Source organism: Nonomuraea sp. SYSU D8015 (genome assembly GCF_008065375.1).
GTDB lineage: Bacteria > Actinomycetota > Actinomycetes > Streptosporangiales > Streptosporangiaceae > Nonomuraea.
This window is the reverse complement of sequence record NZ_VJYI01000030.1, coordinates 100,344-118,955: the sequence shown is the minus strand read 5'-3', so window position 1 is coordinate 118,955 and position 18,612 is coordinate 100,344. Positions and strand designations below refer to the sequence as shown.

Here is an 18,612-nt window from a genome sequence, read left to right as displayed (position 1 = left end):
GTTCACCGCGGCAACCGGCACCACGTCGCCTTCGGCTACGGCGTGCACCAGTGCCTCGGGCAGAACCTCGCCCGGGCGGAGCTGGAGATCGCCTTCTCCACCCTGTTCAGGCGCATCCCCACCCTGCAAGTCGCCGTGCCGGTGGACGATCTGCCCTACAAGCACGGCAATCTCGCGTACGGCATCCACGAGTTGCCCGTCACCTGGTAGACCGAGCATGCGGATCACCGCGGACACCACCGCCTGCATCAGCGCCGGCATGTGCACGCTCACCGCGCCAGGGGTCTTCGACCAGGAGGACGACGACGGACTGGTCGCGGTACTCCGCCCTGAGCCCCCCGAGGAGCTGCGCGAGGCCGCAGCCGCGGCTGTCCGGCTGTGCCCCAGCGGGGCGCTCGGCATCAGGTAAGCAACGGCCAGGCACAAGCCTCGATGATCCGGAAGTCCTCGACGCCTCGATCACCAAGAGGACCCGTGCCTGCCCTGCCATCGCGGCTCACCAACCCGCTGTGGGACCAGTTCGCCGCGCTGCCGCCCGACCGGCCCGTTGGCGGCGACACCTTACGACACCGGCCGGCAATCGGAACCTCACCAGCCACGACATGATCGGCGCGCCCCAGGGCCGCCGGGCGAGGACACGTCGGCGTCACCGGTGGTCAAGCCGGCTATGGGCGGCTGCTCTCCCCCGTGCAGGGAGATCGTTCACCCGCTCAGGTGATCTTCCGAGGCCGCCGTCCGAAGAAGTAGTGGTATGACGATCAAGCTTCTGCACAAGGCTCCCGCCACCAGTGACACCGAACGGCCCGTCCCACGCTGGGCGCTGCGTGCCGCCTACACGCTTCCCTGGCTGCTGCTTCCCTCGTGCCTGTGGAGGTTTCCATTTGCCTTTCACTTCGACATAGGGCCAGCTCAACGACGCGCCTGTGTCACCGTTGTGGATCACCATCCCGTACGTCTTCGGGCTCAGTGTGCTCACGGAGTTGGCGGCACTGCTCAGCATCGGTCTGGTGCGCCGGTGGGGCGAGGTGGTCCCGAGCTGGATGCCGGTCATCGGCGGCCGACGCGTGCGGCGGCCACGGCCGCAGACTCTCGACGAAGAGCGCCGCCGGTTTGACCTTGACGCTGCGTCAACTTCTAGCATCGGGGCCATGTCGATCACTGTTGTTGACACCTACTCCGCCATGCGGCGGATCCTGCTGGCCCCGGTCGCGGACCGCCCTGACCTGCTGCGTTCGATGCTGGAGCCCAACAGGGGCATGTACCGCTACCACCCCGGCGAGGTCGACCTGGTGGCCATACACCTCCAAACGTCCGGGTTCCCCATCGACCGCGACGAGGAGCGTTGCCTCGACGCGCTCGAAACCCTGGCGACGGCCGGGGCCTGGGAGCGGATGCAACGCGCCCTCGACAACGCTCTGACCGTACTGCTGGAGGCGACGCCGGGGCTGCAGGTCCCGGACATCACCGTGCTGTTCGTCCTCGGCGATCCGGCTGACGAGCACTTCATGGGTCCCTGCCTAGGAGTGACCGGGTTCGGCGGCATCTCGGGCCACATCGCCATCACGCTCTGGCCCTTCCCCGAGAACGTGGAGCGGCTGGAGGCCACCGCCGTGCACGAACTGCACCACAACCTGCGGTGGGGCCCGGGCGGGGTGGTGTGGGACCCGATGACCGTCACGGTCGGCGAGCACATCGTCGGCGAGGGCCTGGCCGACGCCTTCGCCCGACAGCTCTACGGCGACGAGCTCGGCCCCGCCCGCATCGGCGTGCCGCACCGGCACGACGACGAGGTCTTCAGCAAGGTGCTCACCGGGCTCGAGGTGACGGGCATGCAGAACTTCACTGCCTGGGTGCACGGCGACCCCGGCGCCGAGCACCTCGGCCTCACCCCGGTGGGACTGCCGATGGGCGCCGGGTACGCCGCGGGCAACCGGCTGGTCGACACCTACCTGGCGGCGACCGGGCAGACGGCGGCGCAGGCCCTGCACGCCGACAGCTCGGAGATCATCGCCGCCACGCTCCGCCGCGGGTGACACTGGAAGGATGGAGTGGACGATCCAGGAACTCGCGGCGAGGGCCGGCATCACCAGCCGCACCCTGCGTCACTACGACCGTGTCGGGCTCTTGACCCCGTCCCGGGTCGGCGAGAACGGGTACCGCTACTATGACCCGGGCGCGGTCGCCCGGCTACAGCGGATCCTGCTCATGCGCCGGCTCGGCATGAGCTTGCCGGCCATCGCCGAGGTCCTGGCCGACGAGGTGGACACATGCGACGGGCTCCGCGCCCACATCGCCGAGCTGGAGGAGGAACGGGACCGCATCGAACGGCAGATCGGGTCTGTGCGTCACACGCTCGAGGCCCTGCAGGCGGGGGCGGAACCGCGGATGGACGTCATGTTGTCGGGGTTCAACGACCGCTACAAGGACGAGGTGATCTCACGCTGGGGCGAGCGCGCGTTCCAAGTGAGCAACGACTGGTGGCACGGCAAGACCCTGGACCAGCAGCTTGCCTGGAAACAGGACGTCGAGGACCTCGTCGCCGCATGGGTGGCCGCGGCGAAGGCCGGGGTTTCTCCGACGTCGGAACACGCTCAGTCACTGGCCGCCCGGCACGTCCGGTGGCTGAGCCAGATCCCGGGTACCCCCACCGCCGAGGGCGACCGGGAGCGCTCGATCGAGATGGTGAAAGGTCTGGGGGACATGTACGTCGACGACCCTCGCTTCGCCGGCATGTACGAGGACGCCGCGGGGGCGACGTTCGTCCGCGACGCACTGCACGCGTACGCGCGGACCCGGATGTAGCTGGTGTGGTTCGCAGAAATGACGTTCGCGCAGGCGGCTGTTCGCAAAACTCCTCGCAGAACCCTCCTGTTGTGAGAGAGGGTTCTGCGAGGCCTGCGGCGAGCCGCCACTTGGTTGATCAGGGGGTACGGCGACCGGGCGCCAGGACCTCGGTGACTTTGGCGATCGCTTCGGGGCCGGAGCGAGCCCGTGCGGGTCCAGTCCGAGCCGCACCATGTTGATCGGTGGCCGGAGCAGGTCGGGGGCGACGTCCGCGAGGAACGGGGCGATGGCGCGATTGGTCATCACGATGTTCCATCGGCGATCGATGACCAGCGCCGGGTATGGCTCGTGTGCGCGCAGCACCCTTGCGATCGCGTCCCAGGCCAACGACAGCGCGTCCCCGTTGAGCGGCCGCTCGGCGTGGCGGGGTGCGAAGCCGGCGGCGAGCAGCAGCCGGTTGCGTTCACGCAACGGCACGTCGAGCTGATCGGCGAGCCGGAGGGTCGACGGCGATCACGTTGTGATGTACTCCCGGCGCCGGCTTCCCGATGCCGAGCCGGGGATCGCAGTCGTCGATATCTGGCGGCTCGACGATGGTCTGATCGCCGAGGCATGGGAGATCATCTAGCCGGTGGCCCAGGCAGCCACCAATCTGACGTGGGGGGAATCCGCTGATCGCTGCCCCGGCCACAAGCCGAGAGCCGCAGCCGTGAACAACCTGGGGCATCGAGGACGGCCCGATGCCCCGCCGCCCGGCCCGGCAGCCGAGCAACCACCGCCATCACCGCCAAGACCTTGGCGACGTCGGCCGCTGCGGCCGGGCGGGGCAGCGTCGTGGGCACCTTGACGGTGTCGATCCGGTCCATCGGGCCGGCGTGCGGGAGGTCGTGGCGGACCGCCCATTTGCAGAATGAACGGGTGGCCGGCTCAGCTCGTCAAGGCCGGTTGTTCTTGCCGTCCAGCCATAGCGTGTCGGACTCGTCGCGGTGAGAACCCGAGCTGCCGACGTGTCTGGCGTCGATCTTCGGCCCCTTCTTGATCACGTGGACCAACGCCATCGCGTGTCCACGTCCGAGGTCGTAGTCCTGCTTCAGCCAGTCGATGATCACTCCGGCCTTGACGGACGGGTCGTCAAAGCCGCGCTCCTTCGCCAGAGCGACGAATTCACGTGGTGTCAGTCCGGTCTTGTCCTCGATGTTGTCGAGGTATGCCTGGAACGACATGCGTTTCTCCATTCCGGGGGGCCCTGCGAGCAGAAAGCTTGTCTTTTGCAAGTGTGATTTGTCAACTGAAGCATGAGATAAGATCTGCATCATGGCGTCTCGGGAGTACGGACAGTTCTGCGGCCTGGCCCGCGCGATGGAGATGGTCGGCGAACGGTGGAGCATGCTGATCATCCGCAACCTGTTCGCCGGACCTCAGCGCTTCACAGACCTGCGCAAGGGCTTGCCCGCCATCCCGACCAACATCCTGTCGGCTCGTCTCAAACAGCTCGAAGAGACGGGAGTGGCCACGCGCCGCGCGCTGCCGCACCCCGAACGGGCAGTCGTCTACGAGCTCACCGACTACGGACGCGATCTCGAACCGGCGTTGATCGCGCTGGGCCGCTGGGGCGCCCGGACGCTGGCCGAGCCCCGCCCCGGCGAAGTCGTCACCGCCGAGTCGATCGCCATGTCCTTCCGCACCACCTACCGCCCCGAAGCAGCCCAGAACGTCACCGTCGGTTACGAGGTCCGCATGGGCGACTTCACGCTTCGCCTCCACATCGCCGACGGAGAGCTGACGATAGGCATCGGCCCGCACACCGCCCCCGACCTCGTCGTCGAACGGCTGACCGGTCAGCCGATCCGCGAACTGATGACCGGCAGCAAGACCGCGGACGAAGTACTCCACGACGGCAGCGTGCGCGTGGAAGGCGATCCCGCGCTTCTGGGCCGGTTCACCGAGATGTTCCGCTTCTGATCAACAGCCAGGCCGTGTCATTCGACTGCGCCCCTTGCCAAGGCTTCAGGATCACGTTCTGCTCCTGACATTCGGTGTCGCAGCCAGCCGGCCAAGACGCTGAACGGGCCTGGCACAGATCCACGCTCTCGACGGTGACCACGACCAAGCGATCATCACCTCCGAACGCGCCATCGCGATCGCCGCCGAGCTCGGCTCCCAAGACGAGGTCTCCACCCGGCTCGCCCTCCCCACCGCACGCATGCGCGGCGGCGACCTGACCGGCGCCCGGCACGACATCGACACCGCCGAACGAGCGGCCTGGGAGCGCGGCCAGCCCATGCTCGAGATCGACGCTCTCGGCTGTCTGGCCGAGTTGCATCGCCGCTCCGGCGACACCGAACGCTCCGAGCAAGAACTCGACCACATGGAGGCGATCGCCGCGACACATAGTCGCGGGTCAGTGCGAGACTTACCGAAAGTCCGCAGAAAGCCATCGGCCTTCAGGCCGTGAATGAATGCGGTCCCCGAAAGGGGATGGCCCGGCGGAGCCGGAACAGCCCGGAGCGCGAAGCGCGGACCTGGGATCTCAGCGAATCAATGGCGGCACGGCCGGAGAGGCGCTAAAGCGGGAATCGATCGAACGGTCGTGCGACAACCAATCCGTCGAGTGAGATCAATATGGCGCTACAGGCGGCCGGGCCGGTCGTCTCATGGCGTGGAGACTTCGGGATTGCCCGGTCCGTGAAGCGCCAAGCACCAGGGCCGCGCAGGCGGCTCCGGAATCCTCGCCTCTTTAGGGCGAGGAGCAGGTCAATGGTCAGCAGGCCGGTAAACCCAGACGATGATGAGCGCGCGGCCCCAGCCCCGGATCCAGCGGCTGCGCTCCGCCGGACCTTCAAGGGAAGGGTGACCGACCTCCGAGACCTATGCGTCTACGGTACGCGGGCAGAAAGCGGCCGGGCCCGCACCCCTCGAAGGGTGCGGGCCCGGCTCGTGGGGCTGCGCGTCAGGCGGGAACGATGTTCTCCGCCTGCGGGCCCTTCTGGCCCTGGACCACGTCGAAGGCCACCTTCTGGCCTTCGAAGAGCTCGCGGTAGCCGCCGTTCGCGACGATGTTGGAGTAGTGCGCGAAGACGTCGGCGCCGCCGCCGTCCTGCGCGATGAAGCCGAAGCCCTTTTCCGAGTTGAACCACTTCACGGTTCCGGTCGCCATATCGATCTCCCTTTGATAAAGGCTGGGACGGAATCCGCACCGCGCGGATCCCATGTCGCTGGCATGAGCCCATCCGGAGATGACCGGGAAAAAAGAAGCGCACCTGACGTTACATTCGGTCAGGTGCGCACAAGTCTTTATGGGTACCACAACTGCAACGCTTTGATCCTATCCCACGCACTTCACATCGTGCAAATCCCCTGGCGACGCCGGGCTTCAGCCCGTGAGCGCGGCCAGGCGCCTGGGCGCGGACGGCGGGCGCCGCCGTACTCAGCCGTATGAACCGGTACGACACCAGTCGTCCTGTCGCCTCCTAAGCTTGCCCGGGTGGAGATCCGTGACAGAACCCCCGAGGATCTGGCCGCCTGCGTCGAGGCCCTCGCCGAGGTCCAGGCCGTCGACCGCTACCCCGTGGACTGGCCAGACGACCCCGCCGGCTGGTTGACGCCGGACGGCCTGGTCAGGGCCTGGGTGGCGGCCGAGGCGGGGATCGTGCTCGGTCACGTGGCGCTCACCGGGGACCTGGAGATCACCCGCCTGTTCGTCACCCCGGCGGCCCGGGGACGCGGCGTGGCCGCCCTGCTCCTCCACACGGTCCGCGCCGCCGCCCGCACGCCGCTCAAGCTCCAGGTCTCCTCCGAGGGGACGGCCGCCATCAGGTTCTACGAACGCTCCGGTTGGCGCAGGGTCGGCAGCTCCCGGGCCACGTGGCTCAACGCGGCCGGTGAGCCGGCCCTGGTGCACCACTACGTGAGCCCGCCGCCCGGCGGTGCGGCCGCGGGCTCACCGCCGGTGCACGGCCGCCCCTCCCACTACGGTCAGGGCGACCTGCGCGTCGAGCAGTGACTCCACCCCCTCGGTGAGCGGAATGCGGCCTCCAGGGGAAGGGCGAAGCGCGGCACGTTGGGCGGCAGACCGCGCTCGACGCGTTCGTCGCCCAGCATCGCCCGCCCGTTGTCCTGGATGGCCAGGTCGGCGGGACGGGCTGGACGCCGCTACGCGGGCTGGCCCGCTTCACCCCCGGGTGAAGGACTCCGTTGCCCGATCACATGGATCATGCGGTCGACTCCAGGCCGCAGCGCGAAAGCGATGTTCGGGTGGTTCGCAGGCGTGCTCCGCGAGCCAGGCGTCCAGCCGGATGAGGTCTATTCGCGGTCGCGGCGAGTGCGTGGCCGAGGTGGGTCTTGTTCGAGCCGAGGCATCGGGTCCCTCAGGACGCAGATGCCGACGACCTGAGTCGCCGCACCACTATTTGACTTCTGTTTTCGTTTGCAGAATTCTTGCCCGCAACTGATTCCGCAATCGTCGAGGGGCGTTCCATGACCCGGTACGGATCACAGTTCGGGCCCGACATCACCTTCCTCGGCGTCGAGCGCTGTGACCTGGACGAGCCCGAGTCGTACGCCGGCGCCGACGTGGTGATCCTCGGCGCGCCCTTCGACGGCGGCACCTCCCACCGCCCCGGCACGCGGTTCGGGCCGATGGCCATCCGCCAGGCCTGCTATCTGCCGCACGACGGCTCCCGCCCGCACCTCGCGCTGCGCGTGGACGCGCTGCGGGACATCCGGGTGGTGGACGCGGGCGACGTGGAGATGTTCTCCGGCGACGTCGAAGGCGCGATCGGGGCGCTGGAGGATGCCGTTTTCCGGGTGGCCTCGTCCGGCGCCGTACCCCTCGTCCTGGGCGGCGACCACACGATCGCGCTGCCGGACGCGACGGGGGTGGCGCGGCACCTCGGCTTCGGCAACGTGTCGATGCTGCACTTCGACGCGCACGCCGACACCGGCGACATCGAGTTCGGCTCGCTCTACGGGCACGGGCAGCCGATGCGCCGGCTCATCGAGTCCGGCGCGCTCCGCGGGGACCGGTTCCTGCAGCTCGGCCTGCGCGGCTACTGGCCGGGGCCGGAGACGCTGGCGTGGATGGCCGCGCAGGACATGCGGTCGTTCGAGATGACCGAGATCGTCAAGCGCGGGCTGGACGACTGCCTGGACGAGGCGTTCGCGATCGCCACCGACGGGTGCGCGGGCGTGTTCCTGTCCGTCGACGTCGACGTCTGCGACCCCGGCCACGCTCCCGGCACCGGCACTCCGGAGCCCGGCGGCCTGTCCGCGCGCCAGCTCCTGGACTCCGTACGGCGGATCTGCCTGGAGCTGCCGGTCGTGGGCATCGACATCGTGGAGGTCGCCCCGCCCTACGACCACGCCGAGATCACCGCCTACCTCGCCAACCGCGTCGTGCTCGAGGCGCTGTCGGCGATCGCCGCCCGCAAGAAGGGCCTCCGCCACGACCCTGCGGGCCCTCTCCTCGAAGCCCGCTGACCCGCCTCGCCGGTTCACCGCCCAGGCGGGAGGAGGCCGAGCCGGAGCCGCAGCCCGGTGGTGCGCCTGTGCAGGGAGGCGCGCAGATCACGCAGCCATGCCGGAAGCTCGGCGGCGGCCTCCACGTCGAGCGCCTCCCGCAGCACGACGAGGTCGTCCGCGGCGCGGACCCGGTCGAGCAGCGACAGCAGGGCGAGTGTCGCTTGCGGCCACGTCATGTACGTCATCCACACCGCCCGCGCCGGCGACGACACGCCGGGCAACACGGTCGTCACGCGGGGCAGGCCGGGCACCGAGGAGGGCACGTCCGCGAGCTCGCCGGCGCGCAGGCGCAGACCGGCCAGGGCGGCGCCCCACAGCCGGGCCTGGGCCGGGGTCGGCTCCGCGGGCGTGATGCTCTCGCCGGGCGCGCCCTCCACCAGCATCACGTGGTAGTCGCCCAGGCAGCCGGTGCGTACGCTCTCCAGCGACCGGCCGCATCGGGACGGCACCGGCACGGCGACGCCCGCGCCGCCCTCCCGAGCTCGGCCGCGAGCCGGGCACGGACTCCACCGCCGCGAGATCGCGGTGCCAGGCGGCACGGCACGCAGGAAACGGGCCTGGTCGAAGGTCTTGCTGACGGCGTAGATCTCACTCAGCGGCGTCATCGGCGCCATTGGGAGCACCGCGATCATCCGGAGCACGCCGTTTTCGCCGGGCGGTCGCTAGGGTGGCCTCGTCCGGCGGCGCCACGGCGCGTCGAGCCGGCGGTCGAGGCCGGCGAGTTCCAGCAGCCGATCGACCCGGGACGAGCAGGCGACGATCGTGAGGCTCCCGCCCTGGCGGCGGAAACGTCGTTTGGCTCTGAGCAACTCGCGAATCCCGGAGCAGTCCATGAACGACACCTGTCCGAGATCGATCTCGACCTGGCGGCAGCCGTCGGAGCGCCGGAGGTTGTCCAGGACGCTCCCGAGCAGGCCGGCGGTCGCCATGTCGATCTCGCCGCGGGCCCGCACCACGGTGCGCCCGTTCGCGATCTCCACGTTGACGTCCAGCCGATCCATAGCCATCTCCAGACGGATCGAGCGTTATAGTTGAAATGCGGCTACCACGACGTCAGCACACCTCCGGGGGCTCCGTCTTCCATACCGGCGTAAATTCTGGGCCCAATCTTCCGCATGTCGAGTGTTGCCCTGAGTTGCTATACATTCGGAGATAAGGTTTCCGTTCATACCTGCAGGTCACAGCGCGTCCGATCAGCGACGCTCTCTGGTGCAGGAGGTGATTGCGGTGCCCGTGCGGCGCGACGGCGAGCGGCCCCGGCGGGACCACTACACGGTGCTCGGTGTGGAACCGTCGGCGTCCCCGGCACAGATCACCTCGGCCTACCGCCGGTTGCTACGCGTCCTGCATCCGGACGCCCGCCCCGCCGAGCCGGCGGCACACGAGCGGTTCGCCGAAGTGCTCGACGCCTATGCCACCTTGCGGGACCCCGCCCGGCGCGCGGCCTACGACGCCGGGCGCGCGAAGGCCGCTCCCGGCCCTTCCCGTGACCGGAGCGCATTCGCCGGCGCGGCCGGTCCCGAGGTGACCATCGTGGCGCCGCCGGATCCGGTACTGCTGCGGGTGGCCCCGGCCCGGTTCTCCCCGGGTCGCCGCCCCCCGCGTGACGTGCCCCTCATCGGCTACGACGACCCGTGGACGGGCGTACGCGTCTGGTGTGTGTGAAAGGCGGGTGCGCCGGGCTCGTGGCCAGGGGGGAGTGAGGAAGGAGGCCGTCGATGACCCGACCCGTCGGTATCGATCTGGGCACCACGAACTCGGTCGTCTGCGTGCTGGAAGGCGGTGAGCCGACCGTCGTCACCAACACCGAGGGATCGCGGACGACGCCTTCGGTGGTCGCCTTCGCCAAGACCGGCGAGGTGCTGGTCGGCGAGTTCGCCAAACGGCAGGCGGTGACCAACGTGGAGCGCACCGCGCGCTCGGTGAAACGCCACATGGGCGACGCGTCGTGGCGCTTCCCCGAAACGGGGAGCGTGGACGGCAAGAAGTACACGGCGCAGGAGATCTCCGCCCGGGTGCTGCAGAAGCTGAAGCGCGACGCCGAGGCCTACCTCGGCGAACGTGTCACGGAGGCCGTCATCACGGTGCCGGCGTACTTCGACGACGCACAGCGCACCGCGACCAAGGAGGCGGGCGAGATCGCCGGTCTCAAGGTGCTGCGGATCATCAACGAGCCCACGGCGGCCGCGCTCGCGTACGGCCTGGACAAGGAGAACGACCAGACCATCCTCGTCTTCGACCTGGGCGGCGGCACGTTCGACGTGTCGCTGCTGTCCATCGGCGAGGGCGTGGTCGAGGTGAAGGCCACCGCCGGCGACACCCACCTCGGCGGCGACGACTGGGACCAGCGGATCGTCGATCACCTGGTCACCCAGTTCAAGAACGGCTACGGGGTGGACCTGTCCAGGGACAAGATGGCGATGCAGCGGATGCGCGAGGCGTCCGAGCGGGCCAAGATCGAGCTGTCGTCCGTCACGGAGACCAACATCAACCTGCCCTACATCACCGCCTCCGCCGAGGGCCCACTGCACATGGACGAGAAGCTGACCCGGGTGCAGTTCCAGCGGCTCACCCACGACCTGCTGGAGCGCTGCAGGGGGCCCTTCCGCCAGGCGATCGGCGACGCCGGGCTGAAGGCCTCCGACATCGACCACGTCATCCTCGTCGGCGGCGCGACGCGCATGCCGGCCGTGGTCGACCTGGTACGGGAGCTGACCGGCGGCAAGGAGCCGCACAAGGGCGTCAACCCGGACGAGGTGGTGGCCGTCGGCGCCGCCCTGCAGGCGGGGGTGCTCAAGGGCGAGGTCAAGGACGTCCTGCTGCTGGACGTCACCCCGCTGTCCCTGGGCATCGAGACCAAGGGCGGCATCATGACAAAGCTGATCGAGCGCAACACCACGATCCCGACCAGACGCTCGGAGGTGTTCACCACGGCCGAGGACAACCAGCCGTCCGTGGCCATCCAGGTGTACCAGGGCGAGCGTGAGATCGCCGCGTACAACAAGAGGCTCGGCATGTTCGAGCTGACCGGTCTGCCGCCCGCGCCGCGAGGGGTCCCGCAGATCGAGGTCGCCTTCGACATCGACGCCAACGGCATCATGAACGTCTCCGCGAAGGATCTCGGCACGGGCCGGGAGCAGTCGATCGTGATCACCGGCGGCTCGGGACTGCCGAAGGACGACATCGACCGGATGGTGCGCGAGGCCGAGCGGCACGCCGACGAGGACCGCCGCAGGCGCGAGGCCGCCGAGACCCGCAACAACGCCGAGACGCTCGTCTACTCCACGGAGCGGCTGCTGCGGGACCACCCGGACAAGGTGCCGGCGGACGTCAGGTCCGAGATCGAGGCCGCGATCGCCGACCTGAAGGAGCAGCTGAAGGGCGAGGACGTCAACGCGATCCGACAGGCCACCGAGAAGGTGTCCGCCGCCGCCCAGAAGGCAGGCCAGGCGATCTACGCGCAGGCGCAGGGCGCCGGTGCGCAGGGCGCGGGAGCGCCGGGCGCGGGAGCGCCGGGCGCGGGAGCGCCGGGCGCGGGGGCGGGCGGTGCCGGTGATCAGCAGAGGGCCGGGGAAGAGGAGGTCGTGGACGCGGAGATCGTCGACGAGGACAAGCCTCCGGAGGGCGGCCGATGAGCCACCGCTCCGATGCCGCACTCGAAGGCGCCGTACGCGAAAGCGCCGTACGCGAAAGCGCCGTAGGGCAAAGCGCCGTACGCGAAGGCGCGCGGCGCGAACGTACCGGGCGCGAGGGTGCCGCGGGCGAAGGTCTTCCGCGGTCGCGGACGGCGCGGCTGCGGGCCGAGCTCGCCGAGCGCACCGCCGACCTGCAGCGCGTCAAGGCGGAGTACGACAACTACCGCAAGCGGGTCCGCCGCGACCAGGCGGCCATGCGCGACCTCGCCGTGGCGGACGCGCTCCGCGGCCTGCTGCCCGTCCTCGACGCCATCACGCGGGCCCGCGAGCTCGGCGACGTCTACGGCGGCTTCCAGCTGGTCGCCGAGGCGCTGGAGGCCGAGCTCGCGGCGCTCGGCCTGCAGGCCTTCGGCGAGTACGGCGAGCCCTTCGACCCCAACCGCCACGAGGCGGTGAGTCATGTGAGCTCCGCCGAGGTCGACCGGGCGACCTGCACGGAGATCGTGGCCCGCGGCTACCGGCTCGGCGACCATCTCCTGCGCCCGGCCAAGGTGACGGTCACCGAGCCGCCCTCGTAGGCGTCCGGCCAAGGTGACGGTCACCCAGCCGCCCTCGTAGGCGTCCGGCCAAGGTGACGGTCACCCAGCCGCCCTCGTAGGCGTCCGGGCGGGGCCGCGCCGGGTCCGCGGGCCCCTGGGACAGCGCCCGCGCGTGGGATACGCCGTCTGTTCACGAGGTGTTCCACGTCCGGTTATGCGGCGGCGGGCTGCGGGCACTTCGATCATCCCGAAGTGGGGCTTTCGCCCCGCACCATCACTTTCCCGGAGGTACTTGTGCGCAGCACACGGCGGCCCGCGCAGGCCATCGCGGCTGTGGCGGCCATCGCCATGCTCGGCGTGGCCGCCCCAGCGGCCGGCGCGGCGACGTCAGGCCGTTCCGCCCCCGAACCCGGCGCCCGCTGTTCGGCCGATGTGTCCCTGCTCGGCTTCACCGACGCCCTGGACAAGACCACGTTCGAGGGCACGGCCGTCGCGGGCCTGTCCGCCCTCGCGCCGGCCCGCCGGTCGCGGCTGCTGGCGCTCAGCGACAACATCGGCACCACCCCCGCCCGCCTCTACGACCTCGCCCTCACCAGCGGACGGGGGAAGGCGCTCTCGGCCGAGGTACGCGGCATGACCACGCTGCGGCGGCCGGACGGCGCCCCGTACACCGGCGCGGACTTCGACGGCGAGGGCCTCGTCGCCGAGCACGGCGGCAGGACCGTGCTGGCAAGTTCGGAGACCGAGCCGTCCATCCGCCGGTTCCGGCTCTCCGACGGCCGGCAGGTCGCCGCCCTCGACGTGCCGGCCAGGTTCCGGGTGTCCCCGGCCGGCCAGGCGGCGGTCAACCAGACCTTCGAGGCGCTGGCCGCCACGCCCGACGGCCGCGTGCTGTACGCCGGGATGGAAGGGCCGCTGTCCGCCGACGGCCGCGACACCGCGGGCCGGGGCCTGCAGCGGATCCTGCGGTACGACGGCGGTCCCGGCGCCACCTACTCCCCCGCCGCGCAGTACGCCTACCGCACCGACCCCGGCCTCGGGCTCGTCGAACTGGTGGCGCTCGGCGACGGCCAATTGCTGGCCCTCGAACGCGGTTTCACCGCCGGGGTGGGCAACACCGTGCGGGTGTACCGCGTCTCCGCCACCGGCGTGCCGGACGTCTCCGGCGTCGAGTCGCTCGCCACCCTGACCGACCCGCGGGCCTGGCTCGGCAAGCAACTCCTGGCCGACCTCGTCGACTGCCCGCCGTCGGGGGCGACCGCGAAGCAGCCGCAGCCGAACCCGCTGCTGGACAACATCGAGGGCATGGCGCTGGGCGGGCGGCTCCCCGGTGACCGCCGGACGCTCTACCTCGTCTCCGACGACAACAACAACGCCGTGCAGACCACCCGCCTGTACGCGCTGAGCGTGCGGCTGCCGGACGAGGCGCGGCTGACCGGCCGCGCGCTGCTGTCCGCGACCGCCTACCGGCCCGGGCCCGTGTCGGGGACGCGGCTGGCGCCGACCCCCGTCAACGGGGTCACCCCGCCGTTCCCGGGCCAGCCGATCCCGGGCTTCTCCGCGGTGATCCCGGCCGTTCCCGGCTCCCGGTCCGCCGACCGCCTGCTCGCGATGCCGGACAACGGGTTCGGGTCGAAGGACAACTCACCGGACTTCCTGCTGCGGGCGTACGTCATCGAGCCGGACTACCGCAGCGGTGAGATAGGCGTGCGCCGCCACATCGGCTTCCGCGACCCGGACCGCAAGGTTCCGTTCCGGATCGTCAACCAGGACACGGCCGACCGGCTGCTGACCGGGGCCGACTTCGACATCGAGTCGCTGGCCTGGGACGCGCGCGGCGACCTGTGGATCGGCGAGGAGTTCGGGCCGTACCTGATCCGCACCGACCGCACCGGCAAGGTGCTGCAGGCGCCGATCCCGCTGCCGGACGGCACGAAGTCTCCCCAGTCGCCCGACCTGAAGCCCGGCGAAAGCCCCACCCTGCCCGCCAGCCGGGGGTTCGAGGCCATGGCCGCGAGCGAGGACGGCTGGACGCTGTACCCGATCCTGGAGGGCGCCAAGGTCGGTGACTCCGACCAGCGGCGGCGCGTGATCTACGAGTTCGACGTGCGGGCCGGCGCCTACACCGGCCGGACCTGGTCGTTCCGGGTCGACGACCCGGGCCTGGTCGTCGGCGACGCGGCGGTGCTCGACGACCGGCGGCTGCTGCTGATCGAGCGGGACAACGAGATGGGGCCGAGCGCGCGGATCAAGCGGCTGGTCGTCACGGACCTCGACGCCGCGGCGCCGGACGGCCTGCTGCCCCGCCGGACCGCCGTGGACCTGCTGCGCGTCGCCGACCCGAAGGGCGTCTCCACGCCGGCCCGACCGGGCGAGTACGGGGTCGGGCCGCTGTTCTCGTTCCCGCTGCAGTCGGTCGAGTCGGTGCTGCCGCTGGGCGGAGACCGGGTCGTGGTGGCCAACGACAACAATTTCCCCGGGAACGACGGCCGCATCCCGGGGCGGGCCGACGACACCGAGGTGATCGTCCTCGACGTGCCGGGCCTGCGCGACTGACCAGCGGCGACGCGGCTCGCGGGAGGCTTCCCCCGCGAGCCGCGCAGCGGTCCCCGATCGTGGACCGGTCGTGCGGCCCCGCACCACACCGTCCACGCGGACGCCGCGTACGGGCTAGCTGGTGAAGGTCCTGTCGCGCAGGAAGAAGTAGCTGAGGGAGTCGGCCTGCAGGGCCACCTGGAACTTGGTGGCCTTGGCCTTGGCCGAATTGTCCGCGGTGACGATGGTGGCGACCACGTAGTTCTTGGCCACGTTCGTCAGGATCTTCCCGTAGGCGAAGGTGTCCAGGGTCATGTCCCTGCGGATGTTCACGGCGTTCGAGGTGAGTTTCGCCAGTCGCGTGGCGGTGGCCTTGGCGGCCTTGTCCGTCGGGAACGCCATGATGACCTGCACCGCCTTGAGGTGCCCGCGGTACGCCGAGTAGGCGACCTGGACGGCGCGCTCGCAGTTGTTCTTGGCCAGCACGCCCTCGCCGTCGACCGGGTCGCACGTGTCGTACGTCCAGCCGCCGACCTTGTTGGCCTCGAACTTGACCCCGCTCAGGTCGAACTTCCAGTCGTCGAACTCGGTGTGCGCGATCGGCGAGCCCGGCGTGGCCCGTCTCGAGGCGGGCGGGCTGCCGGTGGGCTCTGCGGTCGGTTCGGTGGCCGGCTCGGTCGGCTCGTCCGATGGCGCGGCCGACGGGGACTCCGACGGCCAGGGCGCCGTGGTGGGCGCCGACGTCGCCGTGCTCGGCAGGGCGGCCGCGGGCTTGGAGGCGTTGACGTAGGAGACCGCGGTGACCGTGCCGCCACCCAGGAGGAGCACGCCGAGGCCGATGGCCAGCCCGATGAACAGGGTGTTGTTGCGCTTGGGAGGCAGCCCGTAGTCGTACTGGCCCAAGGTCATGCCGTACGGGTCGCCCTGGCGGCCGTACTGGTCCGGCGGAGCGCCGTACTGCTCCGGTGGAGCGTACGGGTCCTGGGGGACGTATCGGCCGGGGTGCTCGCCGAAGCCGGGCGGCGGGCCCCCTTGACGGGGCTGTGGACCGTGCGCCTGCCGGCCGGAGCCGTGGAGCGGGCCTTGGCCGGCGCCTCGCGGCCCGTAGCCGGGCGGCGGGCTCGATTGACCGGACGACGGCCGGCCGTATAAGGGCCGGCCGGGTCCCTGCGGTTCTCCCTGTGCCTGCGAACCCCACGGTTCTTGGGGGTGAGGATGTGGAGGGTAAGCCATTGCCCCATTGTGGGATGGCCTATCGCCGTTACTCCGCGTACACCGCCAAACGGCATGAGTGTGAACCCGGCGTTCGCGGTCGTACGTACAAGACAAGGCCCCGCCGGCAGGCAGGTCAGCCGGTGAGGGCCTCGGCCACCAGCAGCCCCGCCATTCCGGCGCCGAGCCCGGCCACGACGCTCGCGATGACGTTGGCCAGCGCGTAGAAGCGCGAGCCGTCGCGGGTCAGGCGCAGCGTCTCGTAGCTGAAGGTGGAGTAGGTGGTCAGCGCGCCGCAGAACCCCGTGCCGAGCACCGCCGACCAGGCCGCGTCGGCGGGCAGGCCTGCGAGCAGGCCCAGAACGAACGACCCGGTCACGTTGACGGCCAGGGTGCCCCAGGGGAACACCGAGTCGTGCCGGGACTGCACCAGGCGGTCGGTCAGGTAGCGCAGCGGAGCTCCGATCGCGGCGCCGAGAGCCACGAGCAGGACCGTCATCGGCCGCCCGCCTGACCGGCCGGGCGGCCCACGTAGCGGATCACCTCGACCTCGTCCAGGATGACCAGCCCCTCGCCGATCAGCTCGTCCAGCTGGGGCAGGAAGCCGCGGATCTTCTCGGCGGCGTCGACGATGACGACGGTCACCGGCAGGTCCTCCGACAGCGACAGGATCCGCGTGGTGTGGATGTGGTTGGAGGCGCCGTAGCCCTCGATCCCGCGCAGCACCGAGGCGCCGGCCAGGCCGGCCGCATGCGCCCGGCGCACGATCTCGTGATAGAGCGGCCGGTGATGCCACTGGTCGCTCTCACCGATGAACACGCTCAGCCGCAGCGCGGGTCCCTGCAGTTTCACCGCCGCCTCCTTCGTTCCCGCCGGCGCCGGGCCGACTCCAGCGCCTGGCCGGTGGCCACCGTACCCACCCAGACCGCCAGCAGGGCGGCGACGAGCGTGGCGGCCAGGTAGGCCAGGGCCACGCCGGGCGCGCCTGCCCGCATCGCCTGGTGGATGTCGATGATGTACGTCGAGAAGGTGGTGTAGCCGCCCAGCACCCCCACCCCCCAGAACGGGCGCAGCAGCCGCCGTCCCGTCCACACCTGGTCGATCAGCGTCATGAACACGCCGATCAGCAGGCAGCCGGAGACGTTGATCAGGAACGTCGACCACGGGAAGCCGGTCGGGGCGTGCGGCAGCGCGGCGGCGATCCCGTAACGCGCCAGCGCGCCCAGCACGCCGCCGGCGGAGACGGCGGCCAGCACCGGCCACGCCCGGGGACTCAGCTCCGCACGCATGGCCGAGACGTGGACGTCGACGTCGGAGTCGACGGGTGCGACAGGCTCCTGCATGCGATCCTCCCTACCAGAACATGGCTCACTTCCTCTGGTAGGGACCGTTGGCGGCGTAGAGCCGCGGTTTTCCGTCGGGCGGGCGCGGCGGGCCCCACCGCCGCAGACCTCCCTTTCCGGGCAGGTCTTGGCGCTCACTGTACCGGTAGCGCCAGGCCGTCGGTGACTCCGGACTGTCGGTGCCGCGTGCTTGGCTGGGTTCATGCGGTACGGCATCGACATCGCGATCCTCGGCGACCTCGCCGAGCCCTCACGCTTCGTCTCCCTGGCGCGGGAGGCCGAGTCGGCCGGGTGGGACGCCGTGGTGGTGTGGGATCATCTCGCCTTCGCCTGGGGGGCTCCGTCGGCCGACCCGTGGGTGGTGCTGGCCGCCGCGGCCCAGGAAACCTCGCGGATCTTGCTGGGCACGGCGGTGACGGCCGTGGCCCGGCACCGTCCGGAGGTGCTGGCTCAGACCGTGGCCACGTTCGACCGGTTGAGCGGCGGCAGGGCGATCCTGGGCGCCGGGCTGGGCGGGGTGACCGCCGAGTTCACCGCCTTCGGCTCGCCTCGCCCCGGCGGGAGCGTGCTCGACGAGGCGCTGGAGGTCATCTCCTCGCTGTGGTCCGGCGACGAGGTGCGTCACCGGGGCGCCCACTACACGGTCGACGGCGTGCGGCTGTCGCCCCTGCCCCTCCAGCGGCCCCGGGTTCCGGTGTGGGTGGGCGGCACGGCTCCGGCCGCTCTTCGCCGTGCCGCCCGCTGGGACGGCTGGATCGTCGCCGGCGACGACCAGGAGTGCCGCATGACGCTGTCACCCGGCTCCCTCGCCGCCCAGATCGGCGAGGTGCGCCGGCACCGCACGCCGGGCGCGGATTTCGAGGTGACGCTCATCGGGGTGAGCGAGCCCAGCTCCTCGGTGAGCGCCTACGCCGATGCGGGCGCCACCTGGTGGCTGGAGCACCTTCACGGCTACCGGGGCTCCTTCGAACAGCTCGTGGAGCGCGTCGCGGCCGGTCCCCCGCGTGAGGCCGAAGGCCCCGGATAGATCCGGTCACACGTCAG

Annotated in this window: 21 protein-coding genes and 1 pseudogene; 12 read left to right on the top strand and 10 right to left on the bottom strand. The window is 70.7% G+C overall.

Annotated features, from left to right (window positions below; genetic code table 11):
• The 4 genes from ID574_RS52520 to ID574_RS52500 form a co-directional block, all read left to right on the top strand.
• On the top strand, window positions 1-210 hold a 210-nt coding region (locus tag ID574_RS52520), incomplete at its 5' end, for a cytochrome P450 (protein ID WP_188196606.1).
• Window positions 211-217: 7 nt separating this feature from the next.
• On the top strand, window positions 218-409 hold the full coding sequence (locus ID574_RS52515; RefSeq protein WP_188196605.1) for a ferredoxin: 192 nt from the start codon (window positions 218-220) through the stop codon (window positions 407-409).
• A gap of 739 nt (window positions 410-1,148) precedes the next feature.
• Window positions 1,149-2,033, top strand: a complete 885-nt coding sequence (locus ID574_RS52505) for a DUF2268 domain-containing putative Zn-dependent protease (RefSeq protein WP_188196604.1) — start codon at window positions 1,149-1,151, stop codon at window positions 2,031-2,033.
• A gap of 10 nt (window positions 2,034-2,043) precedes the next feature.
• Window positions 2,044-2,802 carry a MerR family transcriptional regulator gene (locus tag ID574_RS52500; protein WP_188196603.1) on the top strand — a complete coding sequence of 253 codons (759 nt, stop codon included), beginning with the start codon at window positions 2,044-2,046 and terminating at the stop codon, window positions 2,800-2,802.
• A 189-nt stretch (window positions 2,803-2,991) separates the two neighbouring features.
• On the opposite strand, the pseudogene ID574_RS61125 reads toward ID574_RS52500, so the two are convergent.
• Together ID574_RS61125 and ID574_RS52490 are read right to left on the bottom strand one after the other, a co-directional pair.
• Window positions 2,992-3,147 (bottom strand): annotated as a pseudogene (locus ID574_RS61125) (MmyB family transcriptional regulator); the annotation flags it as partial.
• Window positions 3,148-3,719: 572 nt separating this feature from the next.
• On the bottom strand, window positions 3,720-4,007 hold the full coding sequence (locus ID574_RS52490; RefSeq protein ID WP_188196602.1) for a DUF4287 domain-containing protein: 288 nt from the start codon (window positions 4,005-4,007) through the stop codon (window positions 3,720-3,722).
• 91 nt (window positions 4,008-4,098) lie between these two features.
• Between ID574_RS52490 and ID574_RS52485 the strand changes: the two genes are divergently transcribed.
• Window positions 4,099-4,746, top strand: coding sequence for a winged helix-turn-helix transcriptional regulator (locus ID574_RS52485; RefSeq protein ID WP_188196601.1), 648 nt, complete (start codon window positions 4,099-4,101; stop codon window positions 4,744-4,746).
• Here ID574_RS52485 and ID574_RS52480 read toward each other — a convergent pair.
• A complete protein-coding gene (locus ID574_RS52480; protein WP_188196600.1) occupies window positions 4,724-5,152 on the bottom strand; it encodes a hypothetical protein in 429 nt (142 codons plus the stop codon). The genes ID574_RS52485 and ID574_RS52480 overlap by 23 nt on opposite strands.
• A 582-nt stretch (window positions 5,153-5,734) precedes the next feature.
• Window positions 5,735-5,941 (bottom strand): cold-shock protein, encoded by a 207-nt coding sequence (locus ID574_RS52475; protein ID WP_188196599.1) that lies wholly within the window; start codon window positions 5,939-5,941, stop codon window positions 5,735-5,737.
• A gap of 327 nt (window positions 5,942-6,268) precedes the next feature.
• On the opposite strand from ID574_RS52475, the gene ID574_RS52470 reads away from it, so the two are divergent.
• Together ID574_RS52470 and speB are read left to right on the top strand one after the other, a co-directional pair.
• Window positions 6,269-6,787: a GNAT family N-acetyltransferase gene (locus ID574_RS52470; protein WP_223167992.1), complete on the top strand. Its 519-nt coding sequence runs from the start codon at window positions 6,269-6,271 to the stop codon at window positions 6,785-6,787.
• Between the two features lie 473 nt (window positions 6,788-7,260).
• Window positions 7,261-8,262 (top strand): agmatinase, encoded by a 1,002-nt coding sequence (gene speB / locus ID574_RS52465; RefSeq protein ID WP_188196598.1) that lies wholly within the window; start codon window positions 7,261-7,263, stop codon window positions 8,260-8,262.
• 14 nt (window positions 8,263-8,276) lie between these two features.
• Here the strand turns inward: speB and ID574_RS52460 are convergent, their stop codons facing one another.
• Together ID574_RS52460 and ID574_RS52455 are read right to left on the bottom strand one after the other, a co-directional pair.
• Window positions 8,277-8,909: a hypothetical protein gene (locus tag ID574_RS52460; protein ID WP_188196597.1), complete on the bottom strand. Its 633-nt coding sequence runs from the start codon at window positions 8,907-8,909 to the stop codon at window positions 8,277-8,279.
• 57 nt (window positions 8,910-8,966) lie between these two features.
• Complete coding sequence (locus ID574_RS52455) at window positions 8,967-9,305, bottom strand: STAS domain-containing protein (RefSeq protein WP_188196596.1); 339 nt, start codon at window positions 9,303-9,305, stop codon at window positions 8,967-8,969.
• Window positions 9,306-9,531: 226 nt separating this feature from the next.
• On the opposite strand from ID574_RS52455, the gene ID574_RS52450 reads away from it, so the two are divergent.
• From ID574_RS52450 to ID574_RS52435, 4 genes are all read left to right on the top strand, one after another.
• On the top strand, window positions 9,532-9,969 hold the full coding sequence (locus tag ID574_RS52450; RefSeq protein ID WP_223167991.1) for a J domain-containing protein: 438 nt from the start codon (window positions 9,532-9,534) through the stop codon (window positions 9,967-9,969).
• Between the two features lie 53 nt (window positions 9,970-10,022).
• Entirely contained in the window at window positions 10,023-11,939 is a 1,917-nt protein-coding gene (gene dnaK, locus ID574_RS52445) for a molecular chaperone DnaK (protein ID WP_188196595.1), read from the top strand.
• Window positions 11,936-12,517: a nucleotide exchange factor GrpE gene (grpE, locus tag ID574_RS52440; protein ID WP_188196594.1), complete on the top strand. Its 582-nt coding sequence runs from the start codon at window positions 11,936-11,938 to the stop codon at window positions 12,515-12,517. Before dnaK ends, grpE begins: the two co-directional genes overlap by 4 nt.
• A gap of 255 nt (window positions 12,518-12,772) precedes the next feature.
• On the top strand, window positions 12,773-15,034 hold the full coding sequence (locus ID574_RS52435) for an esterase-like activity of phytase family protein (RefSeq protein ID WP_223167990.1): 2,262 nt from the start codon (window positions 12,773-12,775) through the stop codon (window positions 15,032-15,034).
• Between the two features lie 114 nt (window positions 15,035-15,148).
• Here the strand turns inward: ID574_RS52435 and ID574_RS52430 are convergent, their stop codons facing one another.
• From ID574_RS52430 to ID574_RS52415, 4 genes are all read right to left on the bottom strand, one after another.
• Window positions 15,149-15,922: an RAD23 family protein gene (locus ID574_RS52430; RefSeq protein ID WP_188196593.1), complete on the bottom strand. Its 774-nt coding sequence runs from the start codon at window positions 15,920-15,922 to the stop codon at window positions 15,149-15,151.
• Between the two features lie 439 nt (window positions 15,923-16,361).
• Window positions 16,362-16,724 carry a fluoride efflux transporter CrcB gene (gene crcB, locus ID574_RS52425; RefSeq protein ID WP_188196592.1) on the bottom strand — a complete coding sequence of 121 codons (363 nt, stop codon included), beginning with the start codon at window positions 16,722-16,724 and terminating at the stop codon, window positions 16,362-16,364.
• Complete coding sequence (locus ID574_RS52420) at window positions 16,721-17,077, bottom strand: DUF190 domain-containing protein (protein ID WP_188196591.1); 357 nt, start codon at window positions 17,075-17,077, stop codon at window positions 16,721-16,723. The genes crcB and ID574_RS52420 overlap by 4 nt, the downstream gene beginning before the upstream one ends.
• The gene (locus ID574_RS52415) at window positions 17,074-17,568 is read right to left on the bottom strand and encodes a fluoride efflux transporter FluC (protein WP_188196590.1); all 495 of its coding nucleotides are present in this window, start codon (window positions 17,566-17,568) and stop codon (window positions 17,074-17,076) included. The genes ID574_RS52420 and ID574_RS52415 overlap by 4 nt, the downstream gene beginning before the upstream one ends.
• Before the next feature lie 202 nt (window positions 17,569-17,770).
• On the opposite strand from ID574_RS52415, the gene ID574_RS52410 reads away from it, so the two are divergent.
• Window positions 17,771-18,595, top strand: coding sequence for an LLM class flavin-dependent oxidoreductase (locus ID574_RS52410; protein WP_188196589.1), 825 nt, complete (start codon window positions 17,771-17,773; stop codon window positions 18,593-18,595).
• The last annotated feature ends 17 nt before the right edge of the window (window positions 18,596-18,612 follow it).